Origin of the sequence: Nocardia sp. PE-7 (assembly GCF_030486425.1) — a bacterium.
Lineage (GTDB): Bacteria > Actinomycetota > Actinomycetes > Mycobacteriales > Mycobacteriaceae > Nocardia > Nocardia salmonicida_A.
On sequence record NZ_CP129614.1, the window covers coordinates 6214297 to 6226135 of the forward strand.

Genomic DNA, 11839 nt, shown 5'->3' on the forward strand with positions numbered 1-11839 from the left:
CTCCATATTTGCCTGAACAGGCTGGCTCGAGAAGCCACCGAATGTGCCCGAATGGTGGACAATTTGAATAGCAACCGGACACGGAGGTCTTCGCATGCGCACGCCCGCGAAATTGGATGAGCTCGATCTGGCGATCCTCACCGCGATGCACGAGTTCCAGCGGGCCGGAATTCTCGAGCTGTCGCGGCGGACGAAGGTCGCGCGGGCGACGGTGCAGGCGCGGATCAACCGGATGGAGGAATCCGGGGTGATCGCGTCCTACGATCCGCAGATCGATGTCACCGCAGCGGGTTTCGATGTGCAGGCGTTCGTGACCTTGGAGATCGCGCAGGGCGCGCTCGACCAGGTGAGCACGGAGCTCACCGCGATTCCGGGGGTGGTCGAGGCGTACGCGACGACGGGCTCCGGTGATGTGTTGTGCCGGATCGGGGCAGATTCCCATGCGGGATTGCAAGCGGTGTTGTTGAGCATCGACCGGACGGGTTCGGTGGTGCGGTCGCACAGCGTGGTCGTGTTGTCGACGGTGGTCGCGCACCGCACGATGCCGCTGCTGCGCACACTGACCCCGGCGGGCACCGCGAAGGCGCCCGCGTACCGCGAGCAACGCTGAGGGTTCCCGCCGGAGCTGTTATTGCCTGGCGAGGCGGGTCAACAGACCCTGGACGTGTGCCTCCGCGGCGGCGCGGGCGGACTCCGGGTGACCGGACTCGAGGGCTTCGACGATGCGGCGGTGTTCGCGCAGGGCGACGCGACGGTTGCGGGCCGAGCACCACAGGTCGCCACGGTAGAGGTGGGCCTGGGCTTCCAGGCGGGCCAGTTCGTCGACGACGCACGCGTTGCCGGAGGCGTCGCGGATGAAGGTGTGGAATTCCAGGTCGAGCTGGGCGTCGCGCGCGGGGTCGGTCGGGTCGCCGAGGTGCGCCTGCTGGGCGTCGATGATGCCGGTGAGCTTGTCGAGGTCGGCCTCGGTGAGCCGGGTGGCGGCCGCGGCGGCGGCGAGGCCGTCGAGGGCGGCGCGGACCGCGAGCACGTCGCGGATGCGGTCGTCGTCGACGGCGGCCACCTTCGCGCCCGCGTGCGGTGCGCTGACGGCGAGACCCTCGTAGATCAGCTGCTGCACCGCTTCGCGAACAGGGCTGCGGCTGACCCCGAGTTCGGTCGCCAGCGCCGGCACGCTGAGCGATTGGCCCGGGGTCAGCTCGCCGGCGAGGACCATCTGCCTGATCTGCCGATGGACAGACTGGCCGAGCAGCGAGGCTTCGGTCATCGCAGTGCCCTTTCCGTTGATTGCGGCAATTATCCCTGGGGCCGGTAGTTCGCCTGCACCCGCTGAGTCAGGAAGTCCGCCGCGGTGACGGGCGGGTACTTGCCCGCGGGCCCCTGGATGACGGCGTCGCGGTCGGCCTGGGCGAAGTAGGCGATGCTGTAGCGCTCGCCCTGGTACTCGCCCTCGCCGGGGCTGCGCACGCGGTGGAAATTCGACGGCAGCAGGTCGTCGCTCCAGCGGGTGAGCATGTCACCGATATTGCAGGTGATCAGGCTCGACGACGGGGTGATCGAGGTCCACTCCTGTTCCGCCATCTCTTTACCGGGACACACCTGCAGCCCACCCTGGCCGTCACGCTGGAAAAGCAGTGTGAGGCAGTCGAAGTCGGTATGGGCACCGGCCCGCCAGCGCCCGGGGACGCCGCGCAGTTCCTCGGGGACGGCGAAGTAGTGCAGCAACCGCAGGGCGCTCTGGTAGCTCTCGGAGCCGGGATCGTGTGCGGCGGTGAAGTGTTCCCGTTCGAGGCCGAGGCGGTCGGCGAAGCACGACAGCACCCGCATCGCCACTTCCCAGGCCCGGCTCTCGAAATCGAGCACCCGGGAACGGAATCCGGCCAGCTCGGTTTCACTGGGCCACAGCTGGTCCATGTGTGGCCGGGTGATCTGGTAGGACTCCTTCTGATCGGGCACGCCGATGGACGGGCGCACCTGACTCAAGCTTTCCCAGCCCGCGTTGTTCTTCTTGACCAGGGGATACTGCCCCTTGACCTCTTCGGGAAGGGCGAAGAAATCGGCAGTGGCGCCGAACATTTCGTCGATCAGGTCCTGCGGGATCCCGTGGCCGGAGAGCTGGAAGAAGCCGATCTCGGTGGCGGCGCCCCACAGTTCCTCGGTGATCTCGGCGCGCCGGTTCTCGAAGTCGGCGAGGTCGATGACGCGGATCTCGCGGTCGGTGGTCTCCTTGCCGAGGCCGCCCATCTGCTTCTCGCGCGAGACTTCGGACAGGTCGTAACTGGTGGTCATGGGGGTGTCTCCTTAACCGGTGACGGAAATGGCGGGGTCGAGGAATTCCTTGGTGACCAGGTCCTTCGCGGTGAGCCCGGTGGGCACGTTCGCGCCGCCGGTCCACAGGATGGGTCCGAATTCGTCGATGATGCGCTGCACGCGGGCCTCGTCGAAACTGCCGAGCACGCCGTCGGTGTCGTTGCCGATCAGCCCGCCGTCGATGAGTGCCTTGGAACCGAATTCGGCCAGTTCGGCGCTGTAGGGGCTGAGCTTGGGATTCTGTTCGACCACGTCGACGACGACATCGTTGACGGGACCGGGATCAGCTTTGAACGACGCGGTGGCCTGCTGGATCATCGGCACCAGCTTCCGCAGGCACGGGCGCAGCTCGGCGAGCTTGTCGGCGCGCACGTTCACGGTGCGGGCATAACCCTCGTAGCCGACGTCCTTGAGCAGTTGATAGCCCACCGGCTTGTTCCACGCCCGCACTTCGTGCTCGTAGGTGAAGGGTTCGGCGTTGGCGAAACCCTGCTGGGCGAAGGACGGATCGGTGACGAAGCGCGAGGGCGAATTGTCGTAGGAGGCGTCGATCTGAGCCTTGCTCACCAGTCCGCGGGCGACGAGCCAGTCCGGGTAGAGCTGACCCTTCGACACCACGACCGGCTTGCCGGACTTGCCGATATCGGCGATGCCCTGCCAGTCGGGATTGGTCTTCGGGTCCCACATCAGCATCTGCGGGCTGTTGCGCAGCAGGGTGGTGACGGCGACGATCGGCTGCTGACCGGCGGCGGCGATGGCGTGCTCGGAATGGGCGAGGCCGAGAGTGATGCTCTGGTCCACATACATCTGCGAGGGCACGGTCTGGAAGCCGATGGCCGGGCCGCCCGCGCGGATCTCCAGCTTCACGCCGGTGTCCTTGCCGTCTGCCACGAGTGGGCCGGTGATCTTGTTGTTGTCGGCGTCGACGGTGTAGCCGGGGCCGAGCAGACCGAAGATCGGGCCGGAGTCGGTTTCGGGCGCCCACTGGAGCTGGACCACCACGGTGGCGGGGCAGGCGCCGGCGAGTTGCTGTTCTGCCGGTGCGGGTTCGAGCGCGACGGCGGGTGCGTCGGTGGTGTCGTCGGAACAGGCGGACGCGGTACCGGCCAGCAGCACGGCCAGCGCGGCGAAACCTATGCGGCGCAGCGGAAGTGTCTTCATGGTTGTCCTTAGAAGCTATTGGGCGGAGTTGTGCCAGCGGCCGACGCTGATCTTCTGGATGACCGTGAACACGGTGAACACGAGCACGCCGAACAGGGCGGCCAGCAGCAGCGCACCGATCAGGTCCTCAGATTGCAGGCGGGCGCGGTAGGTGTCGAGCAGGGTGCCGATGCCGGGTTTGCCCTGGGCGAAGAACATGTCGCCGATGATGGCGCCGGTGACCGAAAGACCTGCGGCGGTGCGCAATCCGGTCAGTGTCGAGGGCAGGGCGGCGGGCAGTTGCAGCGACCAGAGGCGGCGCAGGCGGCCCGCTCGGCCGAGGGTGAACAGTTCTTGGAGGTTGCCGTCGACGGATTTGATGCCGAACAGGGTCATCGCGATGATCGGGTGGATCGCGATGAGCACGCACACGGTGGTGCGGGCGGCGAAGCCGTAGCCGAGCCACAAGCCGATCAGCGGGACCACGGCGAGCACCGGAATCGCCTGCAAGACCACCGCGTATGGGTAGACGACGTTCTCGATCGGCTTGGCCTGGCTCATCAGCACCGCGATCGCCACCCCCAGTACCGCCGAAATCAGCAGGCCGGTGATCGCTACCCGGGCGGTGACGGCCAATGCCTCGAGCATCACCTCGAGCTTCTTCGGGTCGGCCAACGATTCGCTGAACACCACATGCGGCGCGGGCAGCAGGAAGCGGCGGCCCTCGCTGAGGACCAGCATCGACACCGCGTACCAGGCGGCCAGCGCCAAGGTGATCGAAACAATCGGCGCCACAAGAGCACTGCCGAATCTACGCAATTGCGTAGTCGGCAATGGCACCTTCGCCGTGGCAGGGACACGGGCCGCGATACTCACCATCAGGCAGCCTCTTTCAACGAGCGCGAGATGCGCGAAACGAGTTCGGTGAAGGCGGGTTCGAAGCGCAGTTCGCGTTCCCGCGGGTAGGGCAGGTCGACGTCGATCACCTCGTGGATGCGGCCCGGTCTGGCCGACATCACCACCACGCGCGAAGCGAGGAACACGGCCTCGGAGACCGAATGGGTGATGAACAGGGCGGTGAAGGCGTTGTCGCGGTAGAGGCGAAGCAGCTCTTCCTGCATGTTCAGCCTGGTCATCTCGTCGAGCGCGCCGAACGGTTCGTCCAGGAGCATCAGGCGCGGTTCCAGCGTCAATGCCCTCGCCAGCGAGACGCGCATGCGCATGCCGCCGGAGAGCTGGCTGGGCAGCTTGTTCGCGAAGTCCGCGAGGCCGACGGCTTCGATCGCCCGCTCGACCCGAACGCGGCGCGTCTTGCGGTCGACACCGGCCAGTTCGGCCGAGAGTTCGACATTGCGGCGCACCTTGCGCCACGGCAGCAGCGTGGCTTCCTGGAAGATGAAGCCGATCGAATTCGTGCGCACCGCAACGGCTCCCGAGCTCACCGGCTCGAGACCGGCGGCCAGGCGCAGCAGCGTGGACTTGCCGCAGCCGGACGGGCCGACCACCGCCACGAATTCGCCTTCGCGGATGTCGAGGTCGATGTCGGTCAGGGCGAGCGTGCCCTCTTCGCCGCCGAAGCGCTTGCTCACGTCGGCGAAGGAGACCTCCATGCCGGACAGCAGCGTCCTCGCGTCGGCGTCGTTCACCGTGTCGTAGAGCGTCACCGTGATCACCTTCTCCCGCGATATATCGGTGTTGCGTGCAACTTGTGGGTGAATTCAGTTTGAACTAATCGAATTACATGCAATGTGTCGTTCGTTTCGGATTTATTAACAGTCATCGCATGTGGATCAGGCGTCGCGCGAGATCGCGATGGTCGACGCGGGTGCTGGCGCCGTCGCGGATCACGGCCTCGCCGTCGACCCACACCGTGTCGATCACGCGCGGCGACGCGGCGGTGAGCAGGGTGGCGCCGGGGTCGAGAACCGGCAGGCAGGCGAAGTCGCGGTCGAAGCGCACGAGAGTGAGGTCGGCGCGATCGCCGATCGCGATGCCGGTGTACGACGGGCGGCCGAGGACGCGGCCCGCGGCGCCGGTCGCCATGCGCATCATCTGGCCGAAGCCGAGCAGGTCGGCCTTCTTGTGGGCCGCACGCTGCAGATACGCGCCGAGACGCAGGGCGAGCAACATGTCCTGGGTGTCGTTGCTCGCGGCGCCGTCGACGCCGAGGGTGACATCGATGCCCGCGGCCAGCATCTGCGGTACGGGGGCGACGCCGCTGCCGAGCCGCATGTTCGAGACCGGGTTGTAGGACACGGCGACACCGCGCTCGGCGAAGACCTTACGGCCGTGGTCGTCGAGGTTGACGCAATGCACGGCGAGGGTGCGGTCCCAGAGGAAACCGCTCGCGTCGAGGTAGTCGACGGCCGAGACGCCTGCATGCAATCGGCACATATCGTCGTCGGTGGTGGTCTCGAGAACATGTATCGACACCGTTTTACCGGTGGCCTGCGCGTACTCGCGCGTGGCCGCCATGCCGTCAGGGGTGAGGCAGCGCGGGTTGGGCACGGCGAGCGCGGTGGTGATGCGGGTGCCGACCAGTTGCTTGTCGAGTTCGTCGACGTGGGCCAGGGCCTCGTCGAGTGGTTGCATCAGGCGCGGGTCGAGACCCCACTTGCGGGTGATGTCGGCGCGGTCGGCGATGCCGCGCCCGAAGACCACGCGGATGCCGAGTTCCCGCAGCGCGCGGATCATCGCCTGATGGACCTCGTCGGAAGGTCTGGGCCACATATGTTCGACGACCGTGGTGACGCCGCTGCGCAGCATTTCCAGACCACCCGCCAGCGCCGAGAGGTAGGTCTGTTCCGGGGTGGCGGCCACGGTGTGTTCGCCGACGCAGCGCAGCCATTCCAGCAGCGGCAGACCCTCGCCGACACCGCGAAGGACTGCCTGCTGCAGGTGAGTGTGCGTGTTGACGAAGCCGGGGAGCAGGTAGCCGCCACCGCCGTCGAAACGGGGCAGGTCCGCGTGCTCGGCCGCGGCTCCCATGGCGATGACCACGCCGTCTTCGATCACGACCTCGCTGGGCGTCCAGCCCTGCTCGGTGTAGACGGTGACATCGGTAATGACTACGGACGCGACGGATTCCATGCGCGCACCTCTTTCGGGATGCGGCTGGTTCGCTCGCCGGATTCAGCGGAGCACGTCGTCCGTTGCAGCCATGAACGTCGTGGGGACGACCTTAGGAAGCGGTTGTTGCCTCGACGTTAAAGCGATGTCACGGGCGAAGGTCGGCGCCGGGCTCGAGGATCTCGACGACGGGTTCGGATTCGGCCTCGAGGAAGGCGAGCAAGGCGTTCGCTTCCGCTTCCACCTGCGCCGCTTCGGTTTTCGTCCACGGACGGGCCGGACTGATCCGCAGGCGCGCGGTCCCGGACTTGACGAAGATCTTGTACACCCCGGCCGCGAACCCGTCGATCAGAATCGGCGAGACATTGGTGGCGAAGGCGCGCAGGGTCGGCGGGTTGTCGTCGCCGGTGATCCGCGCGCGGTCCTGGTGGGACAGCAGCGCGTTGTCGTACCAGCCGAGGAGCCGGACCGGGGCGGGCAGGTCGGGATCGGCGAGTTCGAGGTCGGCCGCGTCGTCGAGGGTGCGGCCGCGGGCGTCGGTGTAGGTGCGCACCCGGTCGCCGAGTTCGGCGACGGCCTTCTTCATGGCGGGCAGGCGTGACCATGCCTGCATGTCCATCGTGCTCGCCGGGCCGAAGGCGCGCAGGTAGCGCATGATCAACTCCGACACCGGGTAGGTCGGGTCGAGTGGTGCGCCCAGCCAGGGCTGAACTCGCGACCAGACCGGGCGGCTGTTGTCACCCCAGCGGCCACGCGGGGGTGTCTGCAGGACGGGGAGTTGGTACAGCCACGTCTGCAGCACCGCGCCTGCGTCGCGGTCGGGGTAGCGACGAGCGGCTTCGGCCCGTAGGTCGGCTGCCGACTTCGGCTCGTCACCGAGCGCCGCTTCCCCGTGCGCGCGCACCTCGTCGGGATCGAGCCCGACCATCGCGCCGTAGTTGAAACCCTTGCGGAACGGGGCCTTCTCGAGCTCGGGCTGAATATGCGGCGCGATCCGCAAGGCATCCGGCGGAGTGACGAGATGAATCGTGCCGCGCATCAGGGTGATCCGTACGAGCGACCGGTCGTCGAGGCCCTTCGATACCGTCGCCGGATCGAAATCGGCTATCCGACTCCACAAGCCGATGAACGGCGGCGGTACGTCCTGGGCCTGCAAGCCGACCAGGTGCTCGCACATCTGGTCGGTGGTCAGCGTCGAACGCTCCAGCAGATGCTGGCGGGCCAGCAACGTCCGGTTGAGCGTTCTGTTCGACAGCTGCATTCGGTTTCCTTCGTCGACCCGCGATGATCCGCCGACAGTACCGCCGACCTGTGACAGTCGGCGCGATCAGCGCAGCTGCACGACCACCTTGCCGGTGGCGGTCCGGTTGTCCAGTGCCGCAACGGCTTCGGCGGTGCTCTCCAGCGGGTAGAGCACCGGATCGGGAGCGGAAATCGCGCCGGACGCCAGCAGCGGCGCGATCTCGGCCCACTGTTCGGCGAGGTAGGTGGGGTGCGACATCACCCATTCGCCCCAGGCCGCGCCGATGACCTCGACGTTCTTGAGCAGCAGGCGGTTCACCTTCACCGTCGGGATCTCGCCCGCCGTGAAGCCGACGACCAGCAGCCGCCCGCCGCCCGCCAGCGAGCGGATGCTGTCGGTGAAGCGGTCGCCGCCGACCGGGTCGAGGACGATATCGACGCCGCGACCTTCGGTCAGGTCCTTCACCGCGGCGAGCCAGCCATCGGTGAGCACCACATCGGTGGCGCCGTTGGCCTTGGCCACCTGGGCCTTCTCGTCGGTGCTGACCACGGCGATCACCCGACCCGCGCCGAGCGCCTTGGCCATGCGCAGCGTGGAGGTGCCGATGCCGCCTGCCGCGCCGTGCACCAGGACCGTCTCGCCCTCGGCCAGCCTGCCGCGCTTGGTCAGGCAGAAATGGACGGTGAGGTCGTTGAACAGCACGCCCGCGCCGGCTTCAAGGGAGATGTTGTCGGGCAGCACGAACACGGCGTGCTCGGGTGACACCGCCACCTCGGCGACACCGTTGCCGAGCATGGTCAGCGCCGCGACCCGGTCACCGGGGCGCAGCGACGAACCCTCCGGCGCCTCACGCACGACACCGGCCACCTCGCCGCCGACGACGAAGGGCAGGCCCGGCTTCATCTGGTAGAGACCGCGCGTCATCAGCACATCGGGGAAGGCGATGCCCGCCGCGTGCACGTCGATCAGCACACCGCCCGGATAGGCCACCGGCTCGGGCAGATCCACGATCTCGATCGCCGACGGTCCATCCAACTTGCCGACCTGGGCTGCGCGCATTCTTCGACACCTCTCTCTATGACATTCACCAGCGAACATAACCCGGCGACGGGATCAACGATGGGCGAACTCGATCACCGGCTCGCTGGCGAGCACCGAACCGGCCTTGATGATCGTCAGAGCGGATGCGTCGAGCTGGTACTGGGTGCCGTCGGACGGGTTGGTCACGGTGTACGCGCCATCACCGTTCGGTACCGGATCGTCGAGTTCGATCCCGGCGCCGTCGCTGACTCGTACACCCTTGTAGTAGTACCGCTGGTCGCCGGTGTGGCAGATGACGACGCGCGATCTGGTGGTGCGGGCGATGGACATCGCGGCGTCGTTGTCATTACACCGAGGGCCCGCGGTGAGGAAGCCCCGGCCGTCGGCGCCGGAGACACTCGACTGCAGTGGGGGGACGGTGGTCGTGGTCGGCGACGGCGCTGTGGTGTAGCCCGTCTGGCTGCCGGTCTCGATCACGGTGGGATCGACGACGCCGGACGCGGGCGGCGGCGGGACGGCCACGTTGCGGCGGTCGTCGACGCTCATCATGAACCACACCCCGATACCGAGCGCCGCCAACACGACCAGCGAACCCAGCGCACCGGCCAGGATCGGCGTCGCCGAATTACGCTGCGGGGGAATCGGTATCGGTGCCGACGGATGGGTGTAGCCACTGCGCTGACCGGGGCCGCCCACGCCGGCTGACGCGCGCAGAACCGTGGGCTCGTGCTCCGCTGCCCGATACGCGCCGGCGGGTTGTGGTCCGGTCACGCGGCGCGTCGGCTGCGGTCCGGCGGATTGCGGGCCGGTCACCCGGCGCGTCGCATGGGGTTCGGCGGAACGGGCCACCGAGCCGCGGATCGTCGGGGGCGACTGCGAATCACGAGACAGCGCAGCGGAATCCCGCGTAGCGGGTGAACGCGAGTCGGGCGAGAGCGCCGCGGAATCCCGAGTCGGGGGTGAGTGCGAGTCGGGCGAGAAGGCCGCGGAGTCCCTGGTCGGTGGGGGTTGCGAATCGGCCGGGACCACCGCCGAACCACGGGTTGTCGGCGGGGAAGCAATATCGTCGGACCGGTTCGGCGGCGTCTGCGGTCCGGTGATCTCGATGCGGGGGCCGGATACCGTTGCGGGAGTCGACCGTTCGGCTTGGATCAACGCGGCTCTGGCGGCGCGGGCCAGGTCGACGGGAGTGGCGTAACGCTGGTCGGGGCGCTTGGCCATACCCCGCTCGACGACCGCGTCGAAAGTAGCCAGCGAGGCGTCGGCGGCGCTGGGACGCGGGGCGGGCGCCATCTGATGCGAGCCGATCGCGCCCGCGAGGCTGTTCACCGGGAACGGAACTCGGCCGACCAGACATTCGTAGAGCACACAGGTGAGCGCGTAGGTGTCCACCGACGGCGACATCGGCACACTCTCGAACCGCTCCGGCGCCATGTAGGCCATCGAGCCGACCGCACTGCCCGCGCTGGTGAGCTGCGGGTCGGTGGCGGAGTGGGCGATGCCGAAGTCGACCAGGTAGGCGAACAGGTTGCCGGTGAGCAGGATATTGGCCGGTTTCACGTCGCGGTGGACCAGGCCGATCTCGTGCGCCGCGTCGAGCGCGAACGCGATCTGCTCGATCACCTGCACCGCCTCGACGGGAGTGAGCCTGCCGAACTGCTGCAGCCGCTCCTTGAGATCGACGCCCTTGACCAGGCGCATGTCGATGTAGAGGACGCCGTCGACCTCGCCCCAGTCGTGCACCGGGATGACGTGCGGTTCCTGCACGCTCGCCATCGCGTGCGATTCGCGGCGGAAGCGCTGCACGAAGGTGGGATCGGTGGCGAGTTCGCGATTGAGCATCTTGAGCGCGACAACACGATTCTTGGAGGTGTCGTAGGCCTCGTAGACCTCCCCCATGCCGCCGACTCCCAGAAGTCTGCGAATTTCATAGCGCCCGAACATCGAGCCCGCCATTGCTCCGCCGGCCATTACAGCAGGCTACCTGGGCGTGGATAGGTCTGTCATGTAGGACAACCGCGCCGCTACCCCCTTGGTGACCCACACCTGGTACCGCTAGTCCCGACTCGGCGTGAGGGTGTGATCTGCGACCCGTAAAGTCGTCTACAGAACTACGCAAGAAGTCGCGACGCACCTGGTGTGTCGTGCAAGGAGCACACGTGTCACTCGATCAGCCACTGGCCCCGCTTCCCGAGGAGGGCACGGGTTTCGCCACGGCGTGGCCCGTCCGGGCCGGCGACGTGGATCCTTATCGACGACTGCGCCTGGATGCCGTGGCGCGCTATCTGTCCGACATCGCCTGGGACGAGCTGAATCAGACGGCTCTGCATCTCACCGATCCCACCTGGATCGTGCGCCGCACCGTCATCGACGTGGTCCGCCCGGTCGTGTGGCCCGATCACGTGCATCTCGAGCGCTGGTGTTCGTCGATGTCCACCCGGTGGACGAATATGCGCACGCGCATCACCAGCGAGCGCGGCGGGCTGATCGAGACCGAGGGTTTCTGGATCAACCTCAGCGAATCGAGCAATCTGCCCGCCCGGATCAGCGACGACGGCCTCGCCTACCTGGCCAGATCCACCGACGAACACCGCCTGCGCTGGCGGCCCTATCTCACCGATCCGGCGCCGCGCGAGTCCGACAACGACCTACCGTTCCCGGTGCGGGCGACCGATATCGACCAGTACAACCACGTCAACAACGCTTGCTACTGGCAGGCCGTCGAACAGTTCCTCGTCGACTTCCCGAAGCTGGTCGCCGGACCGCACCGCGCCGTGATCGAGTACGTGGCGCCGGTGCTGGCCCGCGAGCACATCACCGTGCGCGCCCGCCACGAACCGGGTGACCGGACCGGGCAGATGGTGCTGCGACTGTGGTTCGTGGTCGGCGGCGTCACCACTACCGTCGTCAGAATCATGCCCCTGCCGTAATTTGGCGGCTGGCGCCGCGGTTCTCGGCGCTTGACTCCGCCTCTTCCCTCCCTACGGGCACTCCTTCGTCGCACCCTTCGGTCAGTCCATCGGCGGAGGCGCGCCG

Annotated in this window: 11 protein-coding genes; 2 read left to right on the forward strand and 9 right to left on the reverse strand. The window is 67.5% G+C overall.

The window, feature by feature from the left end; genetic code table 11:
- The first annotated feature begins 94 nt into the window (after positions 1-94).
- Positions 95-610: an Lrp/AsnC family transcriptional regulator gene (locus tag QX204_RS28980; RefSeq protein WP_301903674.1), complete on the forward strand. Its 516-nt coding sequence runs from the start codon at positions 95-97 to the stop codon at positions 608-610.
- Between the two features lie 18 nt (positions 611-628).
- On the opposite strand, the gene QX204_RS28985 is transcribed toward QX204_RS28980, so the two are convergent.
- From QX204_RS28985 to QX204_RS29025, 9 genes are all read right to left on the reverse strand, one after another.
- Positions 629-1267, reverse strand: a complete 639-nt coding sequence (locus tag QX204_RS28985) for a GntR family transcriptional regulator (RefSeq protein ID WP_301903675.1) — start codon at positions 1265-1267, stop codon at positions 629-631.
- A gap of 29 nt (positions 1268-1296) precedes the next feature.
- Positions 1297-2289: an isopenicillin N synthase family dioxygenase gene (locus QX204_RS28990; RefSeq protein ID WP_301903676.1), complete on the reverse strand. Its 993-nt coding sequence runs from the start codon at positions 2287-2289 to the stop codon at positions 1297-1299.
- A 12-nt stretch (positions 2290-2301) separates the two neighbouring features.
- Entirely contained in the window at positions 2302-3471 is a 1170-nt protein-coding gene (locus QX204_RS28995; RefSeq protein ID WP_301903677.1) for a periplasmic binding family protein, read from the reverse strand.
- A 15-nt stretch (positions 3472-3486) separates the two neighbouring features.
- Positions 3487-4191, reverse strand: a complete 705-nt coding sequence (locus QX204_RS29000) for an ABC transporter permease (protein ID WP_301908140.1) — start codon at positions 4189-4191, stop codon at positions 3487-3489.
- Positions 4192-4328: 137 nt separating this feature from the next.
- Complete coding sequence (locus tag QX204_RS29005; protein WP_194827195.1) at positions 4329-5114, reverse strand: ABC transporter ATP-binding protein; 786 nt, start codon at positions 5112-5114, stop codon at positions 4329-4331.
- Positions 5115-5226: 112 nt separating this feature from the next.
- Positions 5227-6540 (reverse strand): amidohydrolase family protein, encoded by a 1314-nt coding sequence (locus tag QX204_RS29010; protein WP_301903678.1) that lies wholly within the window; start codon positions 6538-6540, stop codon positions 5227-5229.
- Positions 6541-6667: 127 nt separating this feature from the next.
- On the reverse strand, positions 6668-7780 hold the full coding sequence (locus QX204_RS29015) for a winged helix DNA-binding domain-containing protein (RefSeq protein WP_301903679.1): 1113 nt from the start codon (positions 7778-7780) through the stop codon (positions 6668-6670).
- A gap of 66 nt (positions 7781-7846) precedes the next feature.
- Positions 7847-8821 carry an NADPH:quinone oxidoreductase family protein gene (locus tag QX204_RS29020; protein ID WP_301903680.1) on the reverse strand — a complete coding sequence of 325 codons (975 nt, stop codon included), beginning with the start codon at positions 8819-8821 and terminating at the stop codon, positions 7847-7849.
- A 54-nt stretch (positions 8822-8875) separates the two neighbouring features.
- The gene (locus tag QX204_RS29025; protein ID WP_301903681.1) at positions 8876-10774 is read right to left on the reverse strand and encodes a serine/threonine protein kinase; all 1899 of its coding nucleotides are present in this window, start codon (positions 10772-10774) and stop codon (positions 8876-8878) included.
- A gap of 188 nt (positions 10775-10962) precedes the next feature.
- Between QX204_RS29025 and QX204_RS29030 the strand changes: the two genes are divergently transcribed.
- Entirely contained in the window at positions 10963-11733 is a 771-nt protein-coding gene (locus QX204_RS29030; RefSeq protein ID WP_301903682.1) for an acyl-[acyl-carrier-protein] thioesterase, read from the forward strand.
- Positions 11734-11839 lie beyond the last annotated feature (106 nt).

Excerpts from the sequence above, each read along its gene's own strand:
- QX204_RS29025 (WP_301903681.1), bottom strand. The coding sequence starts at position 10,774 with ATGGCCGGCGGAGCAATGGCGGGCTCGATGTTCGGGCGCTATGAAATT.
- QX204_RS28980 (WP_301903674.1), top strand. The coding sequence starts at position 95 with ATGCGCACGCCCGCGAAATTGGATGAGCTCGATCTGGCGATCCTCACC.
- QX204_RS28985 (WP_301903675.1), bottom strand. The coding sequence starts at position 1,267 with ATGACCGAAGCCTCGCTGCTCGGCCAGTCTGTCCATCGGCAGATCAGG.
- QX204_RS29010 (WP_301903678.1), bottom strand. The coding sequence starts at position 6,540 with ATGGAATCCGTCGCGTCCGTAGTCATTACCGATGTCACCGTCTACACC.
- QX204_RS29015 (WP_301903679.1), bottom strand. The coding sequence starts at position 7,780 with ATGCAGCTGTCGAACAGAACGCTCAACCGGACGTTGCTGGCCCGCCAG.
- QX204_RS28995 (WP_301903677.1), bottom strand. The coding sequence starts at position 3,471 with ATGAAGACACTTCCGCTGCGCCGCATAGGTTTCGCCGCGCTGGCCGTG.
- QX204_RS29000 (WP_301908140.1), bottom strand. The coding sequence starts at position 4,191 with ATGCTGGTCCTCAGCGAGGGCCGCCGCTTCCTGCTGCCCGCGCCGCAT.
- QX204_RS29020 (WP_301903680.1), bottom strand. The coding sequence starts at position 8,821 with ATGCGCGCAGCCCAGGTCGGCAAGTTGGATGGACCGTCGGCGATCGAG.
- QX204_RS28990 (WP_301903676.1), bottom strand. The coding sequence starts at position 2,289 with ATGACCACCAGTTACGACCTGTCCGAAGTCTCGCGCGAGAAGCAGATG.